This window comes from Nocardia sp. NBC_01377, assembly GCF_045040005.1.
GTDB lineage: Bacteria > Actinomycetota > Actinomycetes > Mycobacteriales > Mycobacteriaceae > Nocardia > Nocardia noduli.
This window is the reverse complement of sequence record NZ_CP109566.1, coordinates 5,111,696-5,131,550: the sequence shown is the minus strand read 5'-3', so window position 1 is coordinate 5,131,550 and position 19,855 is coordinate 5,111,696. Positions and strand designations below refer to the sequence as shown.

Below are 19,855 nucleotides of genomic sequence, written 5' to 3'. Positions count from 1 at the left end.
TTGCCGCCGGGATGCCCGATGTCGCAAATCGGCTGCCGACCGGCGCGGATGTGCGACGATTCCGCTATGGACACGAGGTCGGGCACGGCGTGGTGGATCAGGGTTCTGCGGGTGGCCTTCGCGGTGCTGGCCATCGTGGCGCTGGTATCGCTTCCGCTGCGCAACAGCGATGTCGCGACCTTCTCCATCGCGAACTTCTTCAGCTATTTCACCATCCAGTCCAATGTGATCGCGATGATCGTATTGCTGGTCGGTGGCCTGCGCGACCCGGCCGGTCATCGGTGGCGGCTCGTGCGCGGCGCGGCCACCCTGTACCTGGTCATCACCGGGGTCGTCTACGCCGTACTGCTGGCCGACGTGGACGTGGCGCTCACCGACCGCTGGATCAACGACATACTGCACCGGATCATGCCGATCGTCATGGTGCTCGACTGGGTCCTCGTGCCGGTCGCGCTCGGCATCGGCGCCAGGCTGATCGGCGCGTGGCTGATCTACCCCTTCGTCTACGGCGTCTACACGCTCGTGCGCGGACCCGTCGTCGACTGGTATCCGTATCCCTTCCTCGACCCGCGGCACCAGGGTTATGTGTCGTTGATCATCGGTCTGGTCGTCCTGACCGGTGTCTTCGCGCTGCTCGCCCTCGCCGTGGTCTCCGTCGGTGCGCTGGCCACCCGTTGGCGTCATCCGGCCCCTGCCGGATGATCGAGCGAGCGGCGGGTCACGGTGTGCGCGACCCGCGCGGGTGACGACCCGAACGAATGATGAGGTATACGTGGTTGGCATGAACGCGTTGTGGCATGGATTCGCCGATATGGGTGCCGTCGAACGAGACGGGGCGTTCGTCGTGGCGCGCGGGGAGGGCGCCTACATCTACGACACGGCGGGCACTCGCTACCTGGACGCGACCGCCGGGCTCTGGTTCACCAATATCGGCCACGGCCGCGGCGAGGTCGCCGACGCGGTGGCCGCCCAACTCCGCGAGATCGCGCACTACTCGAATTTCGGTGACATCACCGAACCGGTCACCCAGGAATTGGCCCGGAAACTGTCGGAGATCGCGCCGGTGCCCGGCAGCAAGATCTTCTTCACCTCGGGTGGCTCGGATTCGGTGGACACCGCGGCCAAACTGGCCCGCCGGTACTGGCACGAGGTGGGGAGACCGGACAAGACGATCGTGGTCGGTCGCACACGCGCCTACCACGGCATGCACGTCGCCGGGACCGCGCTGGCCGGTATTCCGGTCAACCGCGAGGGGTACGGCGAACTCATGGCCGACGCGCGCACCGTCGAATGGGACGACGCCAAGGACCTGCTTGCCCTGATCGAGGATGTCGGCGCGGAACGGATCGCCGCGTTCTTCTGCGAGCCGATCATCGGCGCGGGCGGGGTCTACCTGCCGCCGGACGGCTACCTGCCCGAGGTGCGCCGGATCTGCCGCGATCACGACATCCTCTTCGTCGCCGACGAGGTGGTGACCGGATTCGGCCGCATCGGCGGGTCCTGGTTCGCGTCGTCGCGGTTCGGGCTCGAACCCGACATCATGACCACCGCCAAAGGGCTGACCTCGGGCTATATGCCGATGGGCGCGGTTTTCATCGCGCCGCGCATCGCGGAACCCTTCTTCGCGGGCGGCGTCTGGTGGCGTCACGGCTACACCTACGGAGGCCACGCGGGCGCGGCCGCGGCGGGACTGGCCACCCTCGCCATCATGGAGCGCGAGAACCTGCTGGACGAGGCGACCCGGATCGAGTCGTCGCTGCACGAACAGTTCGCGCCGCTGGCCGATCACCCGCGCGTCGCCGAGGTGCGCAGCGGGATCGGCGCGGTGGCCGCCGTGCAGCTCGCCGACCCGGCCGAAGCGCTGCCGTTCGTGAAAACGCTTCGTGCCCACGGTATCTCCGGGCGCGCCACCGGGCAGGGCGCGTTGCAGATCTCCCCGTCGTTCGTGATGACCGATGACCAGATCGGCGCACTGGTCCAGGGATTCGCCCGGGCGCTGGGGTAACCGCGCTCAGAGCGTCCGTGTCATGAAGACGCTGTGCGGGCTCGGCTCGTAGTCGCCGAACGGCGGGCAGCGGGCGAATCCGTGACGCCGATAGAGATCGATCGCGCGCAGATAGAACTCCGACGCACCGGTTTCCAGGCTGAGCCTGCGGTAGCCGCGCGTGCGGGCGACCTCGACGATGTGGGTGAGCAGTGCCGTCGCGATCCCGCGCCCGGCGTGGGTCGCGACGGTGCGCATGGATTTGATCTCACCGTGTTCGGGGGCGAGTTCCTTCAGCGCGCCGCAGCCGACCAGTTCGCGCCGGTCCCACACGCTCCAGAACGTGACGGCGGGATCGCGTAGCGCCGCGATATCGAGCGCGTGACTGCTGTCGTCGGGGGAGTGCACGTGCATCTGCGCGAGATGCGCGTCGAGCAGCGCGGCGATCTCGGGGCCGGTGAGGTCGTCGACGATGATCCGCAATCGGTGCTCGGCGTCGCTGGACATCGCTCCATGATGGGCCGGTCGGACGGGGCGCGGCGAGTCGGCGTGTCAGCATGGACGCTGACAGTGAGGGCCCGGAACATGCGAATCACCGACAGCATCGGATCGGCGGCCGTCGGTGCGTTGCGCCGTGCCGCCGACGAAACCTATTACGCCGGATTGGCCGTGCGCGCCGGGCTCATCACCCCGGAGCGCCCCGACCGCCTCGCCCGCATGGGGGTCGCGGTGCTGCGCTCGGGCATGCTCGGCGGGCTCACGGCGGTGGCGGCGCTGCGCTACCGCGACCGGGTCGCGATCCTGGACGAACGTGGCCCCGTCACGTTCCGTGAACTCGACGACCGCAGCACCGCGCTCGCGAATGCCTGGCGGGTGCGCGGCCTGCGCGACGGCGAGGGTGTGGCGATCCTGGTCCGTAACCATCGAGGCTTCCACTACGCGGTCTTCGCCGCCGCCAAATGCGGCGCGAGGATCATCCTGTTGAACACCGATTTCGCCGGTTCCGCGCTGCGCGAGGTGCTGACGCGCGAAGGCGCGGATCTGCTGGTGTACGACGAGGAATACGCCGGTCGGCTCGCCGGGTACACGGCGGTGCGCGGCAGTTACCGCGCCTGGGTCGATACCCCCGCTGTCGACACCATCGACAACCTCGTCGCCTCCGGTGCGCGGACCCCGCCGCGCAAACCCGCGACCGCGGCCGCGATCGTGCTGCTCACCAGCGGCACCACCGGAACACCGAAGGGGGCGCGCCGCGCCGCGCCCACCTCGCTGGCCCCGCTCGGCGCGATCCTGGCCCGGGTGCCGTTGCGGGCCAGGGGCGTCGTCGAATGTCCGGCCCCGCTGTTCCACACCCTCGGATTCGCGCACGCGACGCTGGCACTGGGTTTCGGATCCACCCTGGTGATCCGCCGCCGCTTCGATCCGCAGGCGGTGCTCGACAGCCTGTGCCGCCGTCGCGCGACCGCGCTGATCGTGGTGCCGGTGATGCTGCGGCGGATGGTCGACCTCGGGCCGAAATCGCGGGCGGCACAGGACTTCTCCCGACTACGTGTCGTCTTCGTCGCGGGCTCGCCGCTCGGGGCGGATCTGTGCGTACGGGCGACCGAGGAATTCGGGCCGGTGCTCTACAACGTCTACGGCTCCACCGAAGTGGCCTACGCGACCATCGCGACCCCCGCCGATCTCGGGGTCGAACCGGGCTGCGTGGGCACCGTGGTGCCGAGCGCGACGGTGCGGATACTCGGCGACGACGACCGCGAAGTGCCGAACGGGCGTACCGGACGTATCTTCGTCGGCAACAACTATCAGTTCGACGGCTACACCGGCGGTGGTGCCAAGGCGCGTGTCGACGGTCTGATGTCGACCGGTGACGTCGGGCATTTCGACAGCGCCGGAAGGCTTTTCATCGACGGCCGCGACGACGACATGATCATCTCCGGCGGCGAGAACGTCTTCCCCGCCGAGGTCGAGGAGTTGCTGGCCGCCCATCCGGCGGTGGTCGAGGCCGCCGTGTTCGGCGTCGACGACGATCGGCACGGTCAGCGGCTGCGCGCCGTGGTCGTGGTTCGTGGCGGGCATACCCTGACCGCCGAGGATGTGCGTGACCACGTGAGAACCCGTCTGGCCCGCTTCAAGGTGCCCCGCGACGTGGTCTTCGTCGACGAACTGCCGCGCACTCCCACCGGCAAGGTCCTCGTGCGAGTGCTGCGCGGACTCGGCGACGCGGGATCGGTCGGCGAAAAATGAATGGCCCACCACGACGGCCGTCGGTATCTTCGACACCTGCGCCATCGTGAGGGGGAAGAGGTATGGAGGCGACCGTCACGGTTACCCCGGATCAGTTGCCGGAGCTACTGCTGCACGTCGCCGTCGTCCGGCCGGTATTCCTCTGGGGCGCACCGGGAATCGGTAAGAGGGCGTCTGGGATCTCATGTGGCTGGTGTGCTGGCGTGAGCCAGTCGTCGGGTGAGGGTGTGGATGGCAGCGATGTAGACCATGGCTTCGTGGTGGTCGGGGCGGGTTTCGTAGTCGCGGACGCATCGGCGGTGTTTGACGAGCCAGCCGAATGTGCGTTCGACTACCCAGCGGCGTGGCAGGACTTCGAACCCGGTGGCGGTGTCGCTGCGTTTGACGATCTGAATAGTTTGGGCGAGAACAGATTTCGTCCAGATGACCAGTCGCCCGGCGTAGCCGCCGTCGGCGAATACGTGCGTGATGGTGGCGAAGCGGGCCGCGACAGCGGCCAGCAGCCGGTGCGCGGCGTCGCGGTCCTGGATCGAGGCGGCGGTGACCACGACGGCCAGCAGTAGCCCGCTGGTATCGGTGGCGATGTGGCGTTTGCGGCCTTTGATCTTCTTGCCCGCGTCGTATCCGGCCGTACCCGCTGCGACGGTGTCGGCACCGCGCACGGTCTGCGAGTCGATCACCGCCGCGGTCGGCTGCGGCGCCCGACCGGCGGCGACTCGGGCACGATCACGCAGTGCATCGTGGATACGTTGCCATGCACCGGCTTTCGTCCATCGCCGGTAGATGTCGTACACGGTTTTCGCAGGTGGGAAATCGTGCGGCAGCTGCGCCCACGCGATCCCGCCGCGCGACAGGTAGAAGATCGCGTCGCACACCAGCCGCCGCGACCACTTTTCGTGTCGGCCGCCCTTACCGGCGGTGTTGCCTGGTGGCGGAAGCAGCGGCTCCAGGATCGCCCACTGCGGGTCGGTCAGCGACGAAGACGGATAGAACGGGCACTTCGGCGACTCGCCGTGGGCTGGGCACGACAAGCACAAGCAGGTAAGCGACACTGGCACAGGGACTCTCGGTGTGACGTCTTGGTGTGGAAACCTCAGTCGTACCGGGAGTCCCTCTACATATCCGGCGTCACACGCCAGCCGGTGACCGAGATCTCAGACGCGCTCTGAGCTTGAGATTTAACCTCTGAGCTGGGGTAGGTCGCCCCGGTTGATCATGGGTGAAGCCCTTGGTTGATGATTCATCTTGCTACAGAACGAATCTCATGAACCAAGGGCTTCGATGAACAGTGTGCACGATCCTGGTCGCGAGGGTGCGGCCGGGGAGTTGTCGGCGTTTCGGCAGGAGTTGTACCGGTGTGCGAGCGCGCGAGCGGATGCGTTGTTCGAGCTGTGTGAGGCGGTGTTGTGCGCGGACGGGCCGGTGACCACGCTGGTCGGGTTGTCTCTGGTGGCCGAGCATCGCCGTGGTCATGGCGGTATGTACGACGCGCTGGCGGCGGGCGGCTCGATGTCACCAGGCTGCGGCGGGCGGTGACCGGATTGCCGGTCCCGTGTGAGCGCGGCGGCCGGATCAGGCTGGCGGTGGATGTGTCACCGTGGCTGCGGCCCGACGCTATGACCAGTGCCGACCGTTGTTTCTGTCATACCTATGGGCGCGGCAAGGGCAACGCGCAGCTGATCCCGGGCTGGCCGTACTCGTTCGTCGCCGCGCTCGAGTCCGGGGCGTCGAGCTGGTGCGCGCTGCTGGACGCGCAGCGTATCGGCCGTGACGAGGACCTCACCGCGGTGACCGCCGCCCAGGTCCGCGACGTGGTTGCCCGGCTGCGCGCGGCCGGGCATCATCGGCCCGGGGATCGCGACATCGTGATCGTGTTCGACGCCGGCTACGATATCTGCCGCTTGGCGTGGCTGTTGGCGGATCTGCCGGTTGAGCTGGTAGGTAGGGTGCGGTCGGATCGGGTGTTCTGCTTCCCCGCCGCCGCGCGGGCCCGCACGGGCCGCCCGCCGCGCCACGGCCCGGTGTTCACCCTCGCCGACCCGGCGACCCATCCCGAGCCCGCGGTCACGACCAGCACCGACACCCTTCGCTACGGCACCGCCCGCACCACTGCCTGGCACCGGTTGCATCCCCGGCTCACCCACCGCGGCCCCTGGGCCGACCTCGACGGTCCGCCACCGATCATCGAGGGCGCCCTGATCCGGTTGACCGTGGATCGGCTACCCGGCGACCGAAACCCGAAACCGGTGTGGCTGTGGACATCCCGTGCCGAAAGCGCCGCAGCGGACGTGGACCGCTACTGGCAGGCGTTCCTGCGCCGCTTCGACATCGAGCACACCTTCCGGTTCCTGAAACAAACCCTCGGCTGGACCCGGCCCCGGGTCCGTACCGCCGCCCAGGGCGACCGCTGGACCTGGCTGATCCTCACCGCCCACACCCAGCTGCGGCTCGCACGCGGCCTCACCACCGACCTGCGCCGCCCCTGGGAGAAACCCGTCACCGACCCGCACCGGCTCACCCCCGCCCGCGTCCGTCGCGGGTTTCGCCACCTCCGCCGGAAAACCCCCAATCCGGCCAGCGCGCCGAAACCCTCACGCCCCGGCCCCGGCCGCCCGAAAGGCAGCAAGAACCGGCACATCGCGCCACATCCAGAGGTCGGCAAAACCCGTGTGGCCCCGGCTACGCCGGGGCCACAACCTTAAATCTCAAGCTAAGAGTTCGCTGGTGCGGACCTTCGCCGAATCCTTGGGGCTCGAATGTGTGACTCTGCTCGGCACCCAGCTCGCACCGGAGGATCTGATCGGTGTTCCGCAGATCGTCGATGATCGCAGCCGGTTCGCGCCGCCGGAATCGATCGCACGGCCCGAGCCGTACTGCCTTTTCCTGGACGAACTGAACGCGGCCTCGCCGGAAGTGCAGAAATCGTTCTACTCGCTCATCCTCGACCGCAGGATCGGCAACTACGAACTGCCCGCGGGATCGGTGGTCATCGGGGCGGGCAACCGTGCCACTGACAACGCGCTGGCGCGACCGATGGCCTCGGCGCTGGTCAACCGCATGGTGCACCTGCATCTGCGCGCCGACGTGGACGATTGGCTGAAATGGGCCGCGCTCGACGATATCCACCCGTGGATCGTGCGCTACCTCGTCCAACGTCCCGATCATCTGTGGTCGCCGCCGCCCAAGACCGAGGCGCCGTTCTCGACCCCGCGCGGCTGGCACATGCTCTCCGACGCCATGCACTCCTGCGGTGACGATATCGATGACACGGTTCTGCACGTGCTGACAGCGGGAATCCTGACCCCGGGCCACGCCTCGGCCTTCCGCGCCTACGTCAAGACCCTGCGGCACGCCCACGACCTCGAAGCCGTGCTGAAGGGCGAGCTGGGCTGGCCGCGCGATCCCGGTGATCGCGACCTGCTGTACTTCCTGTCGGAGACATTCCGGGCCCGGCTGATCAAGGATCTGCCCGGCGCGCGCGAACACCTCTCGCCGTCACTGGGCCGCTTCGTGATCCGGGTCAAGGCGATGCTGATCGAACTCGCCGAGATCTCGGTCGAATGCGCGCAACTGGTGATCGCGGCGGACGACGACGGCGCGCCCGCGCTGCCCGCCTGGTTCCTCATCGAGGTCAGCCGCGACCTGCCGCGCCTTGCCGCACGGCGCTAGGGGCCGGGCGTGCGGAAGAAGGCGAAGGTCGATCCGTGGTCGGAGGCGATCGATCACGGCTGGCGAGAAGCACGATCGCACGCGGCTTTCCGTCATCTGCGGTGCGGGCCCCGTCCGCTCGATGCCGGTGCGCCGAGTGACATCCGGGCCTACATCGGCGGTGAGGTGATCTACTACCACCCCCGTCACCGGGCCGAAGCATCGGAATGGGCCTGGGTTTTCGCGCACTGTCTGCTGCACGCCGGATTCGGTCACCTGGATCCGCGCACCACGCGGGCCGGAAATATCGAGCAGGCGGGCAGACATCAGCACCAGCGGCAACCGCACCCCGCCTATCGCGCGGCCTGCTGCGCGGTCGTCGACCAGTACCTGGTGACGATGAAGATCGGGCGTCGTCCGCTCGAATTCCCGCTTCCCCCTGGAATTTCCGACGAGCACGAGACCGCCGCGCGCTGGCGGGAGACCACGGTGCCGGAGGGCTGTCGCCGTGACGACCCGCCCGATTTCCTCATCGTCGACGTCGAGGCGGCGCAACGCTTCGACCATCCCCGCCATTTCGCCGCCGGACTGGCCGCGGCGGCCCGCGACGCGCTGGCCACCGCGGGAGGTGAGCACGCCGAGCACGGACGGCGTCCGAAACGGCCGTGGGACGCCGCGCTCGGCTGGTTCGTCTCCTCCTACCCACTGCTCGGCGCGCTCGCGGCCGGGATGACCCTGGTCGCCGACGTGGACCTCGCCCGGACGTGGGATATCTCGATCGCCGCCGTGAACGCGGAAGCGGGGGAGATCTACATCAACCCGCTGGCGGGCCTGAACGACGAACAATGGCGATTCGTCCTGGCCCACGAAATGCTGCACGCCGCGCTGCGCCACGGTGAACGGACCGGCGCGCGCGATCCTCATCTGTTCAATATCGCCTGTGACTACGTGGTCAACGGCTGGCTGGTCGAGATGGACGTCGGGCAGATGCCGGAAGGTCTGCTCCACGACCCCGACCTGAAAGGCTGTTCGGCCGAGGAGGTCTACGACCGGATCGCGACGGATCTGCGCAGGCAACGCAAACTCGCCACCCTGCGCGGTCGCGGGCTCGGCGACGTCCTGGGTGAACCGCTGCCGCGTCCGGGGACGCCGGGCCGGTACGTCGATCTGGACGAGTACTACCGCAACGCGCTGGTCACCGGACTGGCCTACCACCTCGGCGGCGGTCGCGGAACCGTACCCGCCGCCTTGGAACAGGCGATCAGGGCGCTGGACCAACCACCGCTGCCGTGGGACGCCCAGCTGGCTCGCTGGTTCGACGAACATGTGCCGACGGTGGACAAGCGCCGCAGCTATGCCCGCGCGTCGCGTCGCCAGGCATCGACGCCCGATATTCCGCGACCGGCGTGGACGCGCCCCGAGGAGAACGTGCGCCTGCCCACCTTCGGCGTCGTGCTCGACACGTCGGGGTCGATGGACGTGACACTGCTCGGCAAGGCACTGGGCGCCATCGCGTCCTACGCCACGGCCCGCGACGTGCCGCGCGCCCGTGTCGTCTACTGCGACGCGGCCGCTTACGACGCGGGCTATCTGCCGGTCGAGGAGATCACGCGCGGGGTGCGGGTTCGCGGCTGAGGTGGCACGGTGCTGCAACCCGGCATCCGGATGCTCGAACGCGCCGAGGACTTCCCGGCCGACGGACCGATCCTCGTCATCACCGACGGGCAGTGCGAGGCCCTGCGCGTTCGCCGCGAACACGCGTTCCTGGTGCCCGCCGGTGCGAGCCTGCCGTTCCGTCCGCGTGGGCCGGTGTTCCGGGTGCGCTGAGCCGCGCGTGCCGCGAGCCGAATTGGCAGTGCGGGAAGCTGTTTCACGTGCCACGGTGGCGCGGGACGGTTATGCTGCGTGGCGAGCCGATGAAGGGGGACGATCGTGTTCGGTGGGAACAGGCGCGGTCCTGTTGTTCGAGTGCTGGCGGTATCGGCCGTGGTGGCGCTGTCGTATCTCCTGGTGGAGGCGCTGGTCGCGGCGGCGATCACTCCGCCGGGGTCGCGGGTGCTGGCGGAGTGGTCGCAACGGCGGCGGCGAGATCGGTTGTCGGCCGGATAGCGGTGGGGTCGGCCGGGCGATGGCTCCGCGCACAGGCATCCAACGCCGAAATGGGCATCCCGCTTGGGTGTTCGGCGGTGATCGTTTCGCGGTGAGCCCGCAGCCGTGCCATTCGGACTCGGTCCACGCGTCATCGTTTCGAGGCCTCGTCGGTGTGTCCGAGTCGCGTCGGTGTGTCGTCGGCCGGGCTCGCGATTCTTCTCCGCGAGATCGGACCGGATGCGAGCATGGGAACCGGTGGCCGCGATCGTCGTGACGAAAGGCGGTGGGGTGCTGTGCAGTTCGTGCAGGAATACGCGGCGTTGCGATGGGTGGTGGCTGCGGCGTTCCTCGTCGCCGCGGCGATGGTGACCGCGCGGATGACCGCCCCGTCGGGCGTGCGCGGGAGCGAGGGATCGACGCTGTCCCCATCGGTACCGCGCGGAGCCGACAGCGGTGACCATGCGTGGCCGCACGACATCTCGGTCGAGTCGGGCATCGGTGCGGTCCACCACGAATCCGACGCCGCCCATCTCGTCATGTGCCTGGTGATGCTGACCATGCTGGTCTTCCCCCGCGGCGCGAATCCCCACGCGCTCCACGGTGTCCTCGTCGCCGCCACGGTGGTTTTCACCGCACTGCTGGCAACCCGTCTCGTCCAGTGGCGCGCCGGCACCCCGGCGATCGCGACGCACCGGATCCTTGCCCTCGGCTATCACGTAATCGCCGCATTATCAATGCTTTACGCCATGTCGGGCCATTCCGGCTCCGGCCCCGCCCCGCTCCCGGCCCTCGCGCTCGCCACACTCTTCTGCATCGACGCGGTCGCCGTGATCGCCGCCCCGCACACCGGCCGTCACCACTTCGGACACGCGACCGGTCCCGCGGAAACCACCCCGCCCTCCGCGGCGATCCCGCATGTGGTGATGGATCTCGGCACGGTATACATGCTCGTCGCCGCGGCACTGAGCTGAGTTCCGTCTCCCGATTCAGTGGGCGGTACGCGAAATCGGTCCTACAGGTCGATGACCGAGTCGGCAGTCACCCGGCCGCCGAGGTGGACCCAGCCGTCGGAATCCCATTGGGTGAAGATCTGGCTGCCCTTGCCCTGGGTGATGTTGAGGCCCTTGCGCAACAGGGCGGTGAGGGCCACGGCGGCGGCGCCGGTCGCCTCGTCCTCGGCGATACCCATGGTCGGTGCGAACATGCGCGAGCGCAGGGCTGCGCGATGTTCGTCGGTCCAGGTCCACAGGTAGTGCGGTCCGCCGGTGAAATCGTCCGGGCGCAGGGCGAGGAGTTCCTCGACGCTGTCGAGCTGGTGGAACGTGAAATCGGGAGCCCACTCGCCGCGTGCCTTGATCCAGGTGAGACCGTCGGTCAGTTCGACCGTCACCGGTCCCGCCGGAACCTCCAGCACGCGCACCGGGACGCCCTGCTCGGCGAACCACCACGCGGTGCCGACGGTGGGATGCCCGGCGAAGGGGAGTTCGACCGCGGGTGTGTAGATGCGCACCCGAGCGATCTCGTCCACGGGATCGGCGACGACAACGGTTTCGCTGTATCCGGCGCGTGCCGCCAGCAGCTGCGGGTCGGCGGCCACGACATCACCCGCCCTCGCGATTCCGAGTTCGTTGCCCAGTCGCCCGGCCGCGTCGGTGAACACGCGCACTACCTCGAGCCGCGTTCCCATGGCCTCCGGTTCACCCTGTGTGCCCATATCCGTGAGCCTACCGACCGTTCGCCGACCCTCGAAAGCGCGTGCGGCCGATGTCGAGTATCCGCATCCGGTGTTTGCCACAAAGCGCACGGTCATCCATACCTCGGGGAAGACCTGTGATCTTTGCGATAGCCGAATGGTTGCGAATCGAACCGGTGCGTCGCCGCGAGAGTTCGGCCGGTCCGCGATCGAGCGACGTACCCCACATTTTCCCGAGCACGATCCGGGCCTCGGAGGCGACTTCGGCCCCGTCCCTGCGAGGGACGGGGCCGAACTCGGGAAACCCCGGCTGTCAGACCTGCGCGGCGGCGAGTGTCTCGGTGGACTGCACCGCCTGGCCGACTCCGGCGACGATCGCCGCCACCCGCAGCGATTCGAAGATCACCTCGCGCGACACACCGGCGTCGCGCAGGGTCTTCTCGTGCGCTTCCAGGCAGTGCGCGCACCCGTTGATCGAGGAGACCGCGAACGACCACAGCTCGAAATCGGTCTTGTCGACGCCCGGGTTGCCGATGATGTTCATCCGCAGACCGGCACGCAGATCGTCGTACCGTCCGTCGAGGAACGCCTTGCCCCGGTAGAACACATTGTTCATGCCCATGATCGAGGCCGCGCCGAGCGCGCCGTTGTAGGCCTCTTCCGACAGGGTGTCGGCGGCTTCCTCGGCGATCTCACGCAGCGTCGTCGCCGACCGGGTCGCGGCCGCCGAGGCGAGCAGGGTGCCCCACAGCTGCTGCTCGTTCAACACGGTGGTGCGTGCGATCGATGACAGATTGAGCTTGAGGTCCTTGGCGTACTCGGGTAGGGAGTTCTTCAGGTTCTCGATGCTCATTCGACATTTCCTCGGATCATCCCCGCGCGTGCGGGCAACTTGTGGCGGATTTCGTTCACGTGCCGGATATTTCGGGAACGCTGATCGCGTGCGACGTCAGACGCTCGCGGAGAGCAGCTCGCCCGCGTTGATGGTCGGGTCGCCCTTCTTCCAGTTGCAGGCGCACAGCTCGTCGGACTGCAGGGCGTCGAGCACGCGCAGCACCTCGTCGACATTGCGGCCCACCGAACCCGCGGTCAGCGAGACGAACTGGATCTCGTTGTTCGGGTCGACGATGAAGGTCGCGCGATCGGCGACACCGTCGGCGTTGAGAACGCCGGTGGCGGAAGCCAGTTCACGCTTGAGGTCGGAAAGGATCGGGAAGGGCAGGGTCTTCAGGTCCTCGTGCTGGGCACGCCACTGGAAGTGCACGAACTCGTTGTCCACCGAGGCGCCGAGCACCTGCGCGTCACGATCGGCGAATTCCTCGTTCAGCTTGCCGAACGCGGCGATCTCGGTCGGGCACACGAAGGTGAAGTCCTTGGGCCAGAAGAAGACGATCCGCCACTTGCCCGCGTGGTCGTCGCTGGTGATCTGGGTGAAGTAGTCGTCGGGCTGCTGAGCGTCGACCTTGGACAGGTCACCGCCGATGACTGCGGTGAGGTTGTACGCCGGGAATTGGTCGCCGATGGTCAGCAGGGCCATTGCTATCTCCTCGTCCTTGTAAGGGTGGGTGTGCGAAGCATGCGAAACGTTCGATTGTGATCTTGCCTAAAGACCGGTGAAAGGTAAAGGTGATCAGTCGCACTACACTGATAGGCGTGGCTGATCAGACTTATCAACCGACACTGTCACAGCTGCGTGCGTTCGTGGCGATCGCGGAGTACCGGCATTTCGGCACCGCCGCAGCCAGGCTCAACGTGAGCCAGCCCACGTTATCGCAGGCATTGGCCGCCCTCGAAAACGGCCTCGGGTTGCAACTCATCGAGCGCAGCACGCGCCGGGTGCTGGTGACCGCGGCCGGAACGCGGTTGCTGCCCAAGGCGATGGCGACCCTGGAGGCGGCCGACCGCTTCGTCGCGTCGGCGGCCGGTGACGATCTCGGCGGCACACTGCGGATGGGCATCATCCCCACCGTCGCCCCGTATGTCCTTCCCTCGTTGCTGCCCGAACTGCGCAAGCGACTACCCGAGCTGCATCCGCAGGTGATCGAGGATCAGACCGCGCGGCTGCTGGACGGTCTGCGCACCGGAGTGCTCGACGTCGCGCTGCTCGCGCTGCCGACACAGGCTCCCGGACTGGTCGAACTCCCGCTCTACGACGAGGAATTCGTCCTGGTGACCCCGCCGGGGCACGAGCTGGCCGGGCGCACCGATATCGGTCCGGCGGTACTGGACACCCTGCCGCTGCTGCTCCTGGACGAAGGCCACTGTCTGCGTGACCAGGCACTCGATCTGTGCCGGTCGGTGGACGCGCGCCCCGGCGGTGTCGGTGACACCAGGGCCGCGTCGTTGTCCACGGTCGTGCAATGCGTCGCGGGCGGATTGGGCGTCACGCTGATCCCGAGTATGGCCGTCGCCGCCGAAACCGCGCGTGCCGAACTCGATACCGCCCATTTCGCGGCACCGGCCCCCGGCCGGACCATCGGACTCGTCTACCGCGCCTCCACCGCGCGTGCCGAGGACTACGAATACCTGGCGGCGATCGTCCGGGCCAATCGTCCGCACTGACCGATCCGACGGTGGGTCCGCGGTCTGTCCACCGAGATCGCCGCGGTCCGGCGATTCGGAACCGCCGCGCGAGGACGGGCGACGATAATGGGGACCGGGGCTCGGGACGTCTCTCTCAGTGGGTCGATGCTCATTCGTGGAAGGGAAGTCCGATGACCCGAACCTCGGTAGACCTGGAGGCGCTGCGGGCGCGGCTCGACGGTGCGCTCATGGTGCCAGGGGACAGCGGATACGACGACGCCCGCGCGGTGGCGAACGGCGCGATAGACCGGCGTCCGGCCGCGATCGCGCGGTGCGCGGGCCCCGCCGACGTCGCCGAAGTCCTCGCTTTCGCCCGCGCGAGCGGTATCGACGTCACGGTGCGCGGCGGCGCGCACAATCCGGCGGGCACCGCCGTCGCCGACGGTGCCCTGATGATCGATCTGCGTGAGATGAACACCGTCCACGTCGACCCGCGGGCGCGACGCGCACGCGTCGGGGGCGGAGCGCTGCTCGCCGACGCGGACCGCGCGACCCAGGAATACGGTCTGGCGATTCCCGCCGGGCTGATCAGCCACACCGGCGTCGGCGGACTCACGCTCGGAGGCGGAATGGGCTGGTTGACGGGCCGTTCCGGGCTGACGATAGACCACCTCGTGGCCGCGCGGGTCGTCCTCGCCGACGGCCGGATCGTGCGAGCCGCCGCGGACGAACATGCCGACCTGTGGTGGGCGCTGCGCGGTGGCGGCGGAAATTTCGGCGTCGTCACCGAATTCGAGTTCACGCTCGATCCGGCGGGCCCGGTGGTCGAATTCGCCATCCTGTTCTGCGAACTCGATCAGCTGAGGGAATTACTGCGCGCCGCACGCGATATCGTGCCGGACCTGCCGAGGGATGTGTCGGTGATCTTCGGCGCGCTCAACGCGCCGCCGGAACCCTTCGTGCCCGAACCGGTGCGTTTGCGGCCGGGGTGCGCGGTCATCGTCGCGGGCTTCGGGGACGCCGAACAGCACGCCCGGGTACTCGACCTGTTCAGGGCACGGTTGACCCCGGTGTTCGAGATGGTGACCCCGATGCCGTACGTCGCGTTGCAACAGATGATGGACGAGGCCAATGCCTTCGGGATCAGCAGCTACGAAAAGGGCACGCGCATAGCGGAATTCACCGACGAGGTGATCGAGGCCTGCGCCGCGCACATCCCGCGCAAGAAGTCGCCGATGTCCTTGGCGCTGGTCTACCGACTCGATGGGGCATATACCGAGGTCGCCGACGACGCCACCGCCTACGGTGGTCCCCGGGTGCCGCACTACCAGTTGTTCATCGTCGGCGGCAGTCCCGACCAGACCGGGATTGACGCGGAAAGGGAATGGGTACGCGACTTCTGGGCGGCACTACAGCCGCACACCGGACTCGCGGGAGGATATGTCAACGGGCTCACCGAATTCGACGACGCGAAGTTGCGATCGGTCTACGGAACCAAACTCGACCGTCTGGCCGCGATAAAAGCCGCCTACGATCCCGACAACGTTTTCCACCACAACGCGAATATCGTTCCGTCCGACCGAGGGCGAGCGTTGCCCGAAAGTTCCGGGCAAGGGTCCAGTTAACCGTTCGCCCATTGACCTCGCATCGATCGCCCGAGTGGAGGACACTGGCTATGGGCGTCCGGGGGCCGTGTCACCGGACCGACAGCTGAGCGGTGGCACGGAGGCACAGAACATGTTTGCGCGCATCATCCTGATCCTGTTGTTCCCGATCGCCTGGCCCGTCTACTTCGTCATCTGGTGCCACAAGCACCCGGAGGAAGTGCGACATTCGATCAGCTCGGTGCGAGACCTGATCCGCCGTCACCCCAAACGCGCCGCCTGGCTCGGCGTCGTCTTCGGCGGAATCGGCGTGATCGGGCATGTGGTCGACGGCGAATTCCTGGCGATGACGGTCGGAGTGGCTGTCGTCGGATGGTGCGGCTGGCTGCTGCTCAAATGGAACAGGCAGGAAGCGGGGGCCTCGGGACGCGCCGCCGAGGAAGCGAAACGCGAAGCGGCTGCAGCCGAACGTGGCGGTGAGGCGGATACGGGCGGTGGCACGGCAGTGTCGGGCCACGATGGCCCGGGGCCGGTCGTACCGCCGGTCGGTGAGGCGGCCGCGCCACGTGATCGGACGGTGCGGGGTGGAGGTGCCACGGTGGAGCGGAGCTCTCGGGCGTCGAGCGGGGCCGATGATCGGCCGACCGGTGAGGGAGAGGCGGGGTCGGGCGATGCGCGGCACGGCGGAGCGGCGAGGGTGGGTGTGCTGCCCGTCCGTGGGTCCCGGGCCGAGGGCGACCTGTTCGTGTACGGCACCCTGCAATTCCCCGAGGTTCTGGTCGAACTGATCGGGCGCAGTCCCGCCGCCGAACCGGCCGAGATTCCCGGCTGGCGGGTGGCCGCGTTGCCGGGGCGGGTGTATCCGGGGCTCGTTCCCGATCCGGAGGCGGTGGCCCGCGGGGTGATCCTGTCCGGACTCGACGCGGGGGAGTGGGAAGTCCTCGACGCCTTCGAGGACGACGAATACGAATTGCGCAGTGTTCGTTCCGGGAGCGGGCAGGCGCTGGCCTACGTCTGGACCGCCGACGTGGCCGCCCAGGACTGGCAGGCGACCGAATTCGCCGCCACTCACCTCGCGGCCTTCGTCACCCGATGCGGCCAATGGCGTACCGCGTCGTAAGCCGTCGAGGCGGGGTTGCCATTAGTAGACGACCGGTCGTATATTCATCGCATGGCCAGACCGCGGCGCAGTGGCGACACCAGGCAGATGCTGGTGGAGGAGGGGTCGGCCGGATTCCTGGCGAACGGCTACCACGGCACCGGGATCAAGCAGGTGCTGGACGCGGTCGGGGTGCCGAAGGGGTCGTTCTACAACTATTTCGACAGCAAGGAGAGTTTCGCGCAGGCGGTCATCGACCACTATTCGCTCTGCATCCAGCGCAATCTCGCCGACGCGCTCGGCCCGGCATCCGATCCGATCGAGGGACTGCGGGTCTTCTTCGACCGCCTCATCGACGATTTCGTGGTCGCCGACTACACGGGCGGCTGCCTGATCGCCAATCTCGGCGGCGAACTCGAGGGCAGTGAGACGCTGCGGGAATCGTTGTCCGGGGCGTTCACGGCCTGGCGCGACGGTGTCGCGGTCGCGCTGCGGGAGGCGCAGGAGCAGAAGTTGGTTCGCGACGATATCGCCGCCGCCGAGCTGGCCGACCTGCTCGTCGAGTCCTGGGAGGGCGCGGTGATCCGTATGAAGATCGAGCGTTCGATCCGACCGTTGCGCAACTGTCTGCATCGACTGCTCGACGACTATTTTCTTCCCTGAATCGCGGTCCGAGGCTCGCGTCGTCGACGCGTATCCATTCCAAGACGACCGGTCGTATCACCTCGAATACAAGGAGTCTCATGTCAGCGAAGACGGTCATCGTGACCGGATCATCGAGCGGGATCGGTCGCGATATCGCGCGAGCGTTCGTCGAACGCGGTGACGCCGTTGTGCTCAACGGCCGTGATCCGGACAAACTCGACGCGGTGGTCGCCGAACTCGACGCGCCGGACCGGGTCGCCTCGGTCGCGGGTGATATCGGCGCGCCCGCAACGGGTTCGGAGTTGGTCCGGATCGCGGTGGAACGGTTCGGCGGGGTCGATGTCCTGGTCAACAATGCCGGGATCTTCGGCGCGAAACCGTTCGTCGATGTCACGGCGGAGGACCTGGGCCGGTATATCGACGCCAACCTCAAGGGCACCTACTTCACCACCCAGGAGGTGGTGCGGCAGCTGTTGCGACAAGGCGAGGGCGGCAGCATCGTGAATATCGGCACCGTGCTGATCGATCACGCGCTCGCCGGACTGCCCGCTTCGGCGCCGCTCGTCGCCAAGGGCGGCATCCACGCCCTGACCACCAGTCTGGCCGCCGAACTCGCGGCCGACGGCATCCGCGTCAACGCCGTCGCACCCGGTTTCATCCGGACACCGATCTTCGGCGACACCGACGTCGACGCCTCCGGGCGGCTCGCGCTGCTCGACCGCGTCGGGGAAGTCGCCGAAACCACCGCCGCGGTACTCTATCTGGCCGACGCCGAATTCACCACCGGCCACATCCTTCCCGTCGACGGCGGGTTCATCTCCGGAAGGGCAGCGTAGTGCCGTACGTCAATATCAAAGTCACCGACGAGGGTGTCACCCGCGAGCAGAAATCCCGGTTGATCCGAGGTGTCACCGACCTGCTGCACGAGGTGCTCGGCAAAGCGCCCGACAGCACCTACGTCGTGATCGACGAGGTAGCGCTCACCGACTGGGGCGTGGGTGGCGTGAATGTCGAGGAGTGGCGGGCGCGCGGGTCCTGATCGAGGGCGTGAACCGGCGAAACGCGTCGGCGCCCACGGCGGAGGGCCGTGGGCGCCGACGCGTCGGTTACTGCTGCGCGCGCAGCGCGTACGGCTCGATCGAACCGCGGACGAGGGCGCGCGCGTCGATCGTCTCGGGCCGGTAGGGCAGGGTGACCAAACGGTCGGTCATGCCCGGTACCGGATCGGCGACCTTCTCGTTGAGTCCGAACAGGAACGACCACTCGTGCTCGTCGCTGGTGTAGAGCACGACGGTGCCGAACTGTTCGTGGAACCGCTGCCACGACCGCTTCAGGGTCTCGTTGCGCCACATGGTCGCGCATCCGGCCTGTGCGCTCAGCACGCCACCCGGTGCGAGCAGCTCCCGACATCGCGACAGGAATTCCGACTCGTAGAGACGGTTGTGCTGCGCGTCCTCGACCCGCTCGTCGGGCAGGTCGATCACGATGACGTCGTAGCGGGTGCCCGACTGCCGCGCGTTCGCCAGGAAATCCCACCCGTCGGCGTAGTGCACCGTGATCGGCCCCTCGCCCTTGACGGCGTCGGCCAACTCGTTGCTGGAATAGCCGTAGGGCAGGTGCTCGGCGCACAGTTCGACCTCGAGCTGATCGATGTCGACGTGATCGACACGGATCGCGCCCGCCGCGACCGACATCTGACTCGCCACACCCTCACCGGAGCCGATGATCAGCACCCGATCCAGTTTCTCGGCCAGCACGAAGGCGGGAACCATCATCGCCTCGTGGTAGGTCAGCTGGGAGAACTCGGTGGACTGACGGTCGTCGTCGGAGAACAGGCTGATGCCCTGCTCCGTTCGCGCGATCACCATGTGCTGGTACGGGGTGTGCGTGTCGACGATGACCTCGCGCAGATCCCAGGTGCGGGTGAGTCCGTCGCCCACGGGTTCCCGGATCTTCTCCGCTCCGTGGCCGCGCTGCACGACCTGCATGCGAACTTGCCTGGGAGACAACTTGTCTCGCAGTTCGTCGACGGCCTTCGTCGCGCCCGCGCCGATGCTGCCGCAGGTGAAGACGTCGACGAAGATATCGCCGGACTCCGGATAGGTGTGAATCGAGGCGTGGGACTCCGACAACAGCGCGAGGACGGTCACCCCCTGCGGATCGAACTGTTTGTGCACGACATCGCAGATGGTGACGCCCGCCGCGATCAGAGACTCACGCAACGCCGATTCGAGTCGTTCGAGGTCGTTGCACAGGGTCGCGTCGACACCACCGAACTCGGCCAGCACATGCCAGCCTGTGAATTCCGCCGTCATGGCAAA

General features: G+C 67.8%; 22 protein-coding genes. 16 read left to right on the top strand and 6 right to left on the bottom strand.

Annotated elements, in window-relative coordinates; all coding sequences use genetic code 11:
- The first annotated feature begins 66 nt into the window (after window positions 1–66).
- Together OG225_RS23540 and OG225_RS23535 are read left to right on the top strand one after the other, a co-directional pair.
- Window positions 67–702, top strand: a complete 636-nt coding sequence (locus OG225_RS23540; RefSeq protein ID WP_405177291.1) for a Pr6Pr family membrane protein — start codon at window positions 67–69, stop codon at window positions 700–702.
- Between the two features lie 79 nt (window positions 703–781).
- Window positions 782–2,005: an aspartate aminotransferase family protein gene (locus OG225_RS23535; RefSeq protein WP_405183347.1), complete on the top strand. Its 1,224-nt coding sequence runs from the start codon at window positions 782–784 to the stop codon at window positions 2,003–2,005.
- 6 nt (window positions 2,006–2,011) lie between these two features.
- Here the strand turns inward: OG225_RS23535 and OG225_RS23530 are convergent, their stop codons facing one another.
- On the bottom strand, window positions 2,012–2,491 hold the full coding sequence (locus OG225_RS23530) for a GNAT family N-acetyltransferase (RefSeq protein ID WP_405177290.1): 480 nt from the start codon (window positions 2,489–2,491) through the stop codon (window positions 2,012–2,014).
- 78 nt (window positions 2,492–2,569) lie between these two features.
- On the opposite strand from OG225_RS23530, the gene OG225_RS23525 reads away from it, so the two are divergent.
- Window positions 2,570–4,231, top strand: a complete 1,662-nt coding sequence (locus OG225_RS23525) for an acyl-CoA synthetase (RefSeq protein WP_405177289.1) — start codon at window positions 2,570–2,572, stop codon at window positions 4,229–4,231.
- Window positions 4,232–4,413: 182 nt separating this feature from the next.
- Here the strand turns inward: OG225_RS23525 and OG225_RS23520 are convergent, their stop codons facing one another.
- Window positions 4,414–5,262: an IS5 family transposase gene (locus tag OG225_RS23520; RefSeq protein ID WP_331758169.1), complete on the bottom strand. Its 849-nt coding sequence runs from the start codon at window positions 5,260–5,262 to the stop codon at window positions 4,414–4,416.
- A gap of 250 nt (window positions 5,263–5,512) precedes the next feature.
- Here OG225_RS23520 and OG225_RS23515 point away from each other — a divergent pair, with 250 nt between their 5' ends.
- From OG225_RS23515 to OG225_RS23485, 7 genes are all read left to right on the top strand, one after another.
- The gene (locus OG225_RS23515; RefSeq protein WP_405177288.1) at window positions 5,513–5,767 is read left to right on the top strand and encodes a hypothetical protein; all 255 of its coding nucleotides are present in this window, start codon (window positions 5,513–5,515) and stop codon (window positions 5,765–5,767) included.
- The gene (locus tag OG225_RS23510; protein WP_405177287.1) at window positions 5,764–6,933 is read left to right on the top strand and encodes an NF041680 family putative transposase; all 1,170 of its coding nucleotides are present in this window, start codon (window positions 5,764–5,766) and stop codon (window positions 6,931–6,933) included. The genes OG225_RS23515 and OG225_RS23510 overlap by 4 nt, the downstream gene beginning before the upstream one ends.
- The gene (locus OG225_RS23505) at window positions 6,899–7,900 is read left to right on the top strand and encodes an AAA family ATPase (protein WP_405177286.1); all 1,002 of its coding nucleotides are present in this window, start codon (window positions 6,899–6,901) and stop codon (window positions 7,898–7,900) included. The genes OG225_RS23510 and OG225_RS23505 overlap by 35 nt, the downstream gene beginning before the upstream one ends.
- A 9-nt stretch (window positions 7,901–7,909) precedes the next feature.
- Entirely contained in the window at window positions 7,910–9,514 is a 1,605-nt protein-coding gene (locus OG225_RS23500) for a DUF2201 family putative metallopeptidase (protein WP_405177285.1), read from the top strand.
- A 9-nt stretch (window positions 9,515–9,523) separates the two neighbouring features.
- Window positions 9,524–9,706, top strand: coding sequence for a hypothetical protein (locus OG225_RS23495; RefSeq protein ID WP_405177284.1), 183 nt, complete (start codon window positions 9,524–9,526; stop codon window positions 9,704–9,706).
- Window positions 9,707–9,847: 141 nt separating this feature from the next.
- The gene (locus OG225_RS23490; protein ID WP_405177283.1) at window positions 9,848–9,988 is read left to right on the top strand and encodes a hypothetical protein; all 141 of its coding nucleotides are present in this window, start codon (window positions 9,848–9,850) and stop codon (window positions 9,986–9,988) included.
- Window positions 9,989–10,263: 275 nt separating this feature from the next.
- A complete protein-coding gene (locus OG225_RS23485) occupies window positions 10,264–10,941 on the top strand; it encodes a DUF5134 domain-containing protein (RefSeq protein WP_405177282.1) in 678 nt (225 codons plus the stop codon).
- Window positions 10,942–10,982: 41 nt separating this feature from the next.
- Here the strand turns inward: OG225_RS23485 and OG225_RS23480 are convergent, their stop codons facing one another.
- The 3 genes from OG225_RS23480 to OG225_RS23470 form a co-directional block, all read right to left on the bottom strand.
- Window positions 10,983–11,657: a PhzF family phenazine biosynthesis protein gene (locus OG225_RS23480; protein WP_405183346.1), complete on the bottom strand. Its 675-nt coding sequence runs from the start codon at window positions 11,655–11,657 to the stop codon at window positions 10,983–10,985.
- 319 nt (window positions 11,658–11,976) lie between these two features.
- Window positions 11,977–12,516, bottom strand: coding sequence for a carboxymuconolactone decarboxylase family protein (locus tag OG225_RS23475; protein WP_405177281.1), 540 nt, complete (start codon window positions 12,514–12,516; stop codon window positions 11,977–11,979).
- Between the two features lie 96 nt (window positions 12,517–12,612).
- Window positions 12,613–13,200, bottom strand: a complete 588-nt coding sequence (locus OG225_RS23470) for a peroxiredoxin (RefSeq protein WP_109527601.1) — start codon at window positions 13,198–13,200, stop codon at window positions 12,613–12,615.
- A gap of 116 nt (window positions 13,201–13,316) precedes the next feature.
- Between OG225_RS23470 and OG225_RS23465 the strand changes: the two genes are divergently transcribed.
- The 6 genes from OG225_RS23465 (at window position 13,317) to OG225_RS23440 (ending at window position 18,573) form a co-directional block, all read left to right on the top strand.
- Entirely contained in the window at window positions 13,317–14,225 is a 909-nt protein-coding gene (locus OG225_RS23465; protein WP_405177280.1) for a hydrogen peroxide-inducible genes activator, read from the top strand.
- 152 nt (window positions 14,226–14,377) lie between these two features.
- A complete protein-coding gene (locus tag OG225_RS23460) occupies window positions 14,378–15,811 on the top strand; it encodes an FAD-binding oxidoreductase (protein ID WP_405177279.1) in 1,434 nt (477 codons plus the stop codon).
- A 112-nt stretch (window positions 15,812–15,923) separates the two neighbouring features.
- On the top strand, window positions 15,924–16,910 hold the full coding sequence (locus tag OG225_RS23455; RefSeq protein WP_405177278.1) for a gamma-glutamylcyclotransferase family protein: 987 nt from the start codon (window positions 15,924–15,926) through the stop codon (window positions 16,908–16,910).
- A 51-nt stretch (window positions 16,911–16,961) separates the two neighbouring features.
- Complete coding sequence (locus OG225_RS23450) at window positions 16,962–17,552, top strand: TetR family transcriptional regulator C-terminal domain-containing protein (RefSeq protein WP_405177277.1); 591 nt, start codon at window positions 16,962–16,964, stop codon at window positions 17,550–17,552.
- Between the two features lie 80 nt (window positions 17,553–17,632).
- Window positions 17,633–18,370, top strand: coding sequence for an SDR family NAD(P)-dependent oxidoreductase (locus tag OG225_RS23445; protein WP_405177276.1), 738 nt, complete (start codon window positions 17,633–17,635; stop codon window positions 18,368–18,370).
- Window positions 18,370–18,573, top strand: coding sequence for a 4-oxalocrotonate tautomerase family protein (locus tag OG225_RS23440; RefSeq protein WP_216907202.1), 204 nt, complete (start codon window positions 18,370–18,372; stop codon window positions 18,571–18,573). Before OG225_RS23445 ends, OG225_RS23440 begins: the two co-directional genes overlap by 1 nt.
- A gap of 67 nt (window positions 18,574–18,640) precedes the next feature.
- Here the strand turns inward: OG225_RS23440 and speD are convergent, their stop codons facing one another.
- Window positions 18,641–19,849 (bottom strand): adenosylmethionine decarboxylase, encoded by a 1,209-nt coding sequence (gene speD, locus OG225_RS23435; RefSeq protein WP_405177275.1) that lies wholly within the window; start codon window positions 19,847–19,849, stop codon window positions 18,641–18,643.
- Between the last annotated feature and the right edge of the window lie 6 nt (window positions 19,850–19,855).

Bases quoted from the DNA above. Each gene is read 5' to 3' on its own strand.
- OG225_RS23540 (WP_405177291.1), top strand. From the start codon at position 67: ATGGACACGAGGTCGGGCACGGCGTGGTGGATCAGGGTTCTGCGGGTG.
- OG225_RS23535 (WP_405183347.1), top strand. From the start codon at position 782: ATGAACGCGTTGTGGCATGGATTCGCCGATATGGGTGCCGTCGAACGA.
- OG225_RS23530 (WP_405177290.1), bottom strand. From the start codon at position 2,491: ATGTCCAGCGACGCCGAGCACCGATTGCGGATCATCGTCGACGACCTC.
- OG225_RS23525 (WP_405177289.1), top strand. From the start codon at position 2,570: ATGCGAATCACCGACAGCATCGGATCGGCGGCCGTCGGTGCGTTGCGC.
- OG225_RS23515 (WP_405177288.1), top strand. From the start codon at position 5,513: ATGAACAGTGTGCACGATCCTGGTCGCGAGGGTGCGGCCGGGGAGTTG.
- OG225_RS23480 (WP_405183346.1), bottom strand. From the start codon at position 11,657: ATGGGAACGCGGCTCGAGGTAGTGCGCGTGTTCACCGACGCGGCCGGG.
- OG225_RS23475 (WP_405177281.1), bottom strand. From the start codon at position 12,516: ATGAGCATCGAGAACCTGAAGAACTCCCTACCCGAGTACGCCAAGGAC.
- OG225_RS23470 (WP_109527601.1), bottom strand. From the start codon at position 13,200: ATGGCCCTGCTGACCATCGGCGACCAATTCCCGGCGTACAACCTCACC.
- OG225_RS23460 (WP_405177279.1), top strand. From the start codon at position 14,378: ATGACCCGAACCTCGGTAGACCTGGAGGCGCTGCGGGCGCGGCTCGAC.
- OG225_RS23455 (WP_405177278.1), top strand. From the start codon at position 15,924: ATGTTTGCGCGCATCATCCTGATCCTGTTGTTCCCGATCGCCTGGCCC.
- OG225_RS23450 (WP_405177277.1), top strand. From the start codon at position 16,962: ATGGCCAGACCGCGGCGCAGTGGCGACACCAGGCAGATGCTGGTGGAG.
- OG225_RS23445 (WP_405177276.1), top strand. From the start codon at position 17,633: ATGTCAGCGAAGACGGTCATCGTGACCGGATCATCGAGCGGGATCGGT.
- speD (WP_405177275.1), bottom strand. From the start codon at position 19,849: ATGACGGCGGAATTCACAGGCTGGCATGTGCTGGCCGAGTTCGGTGGT.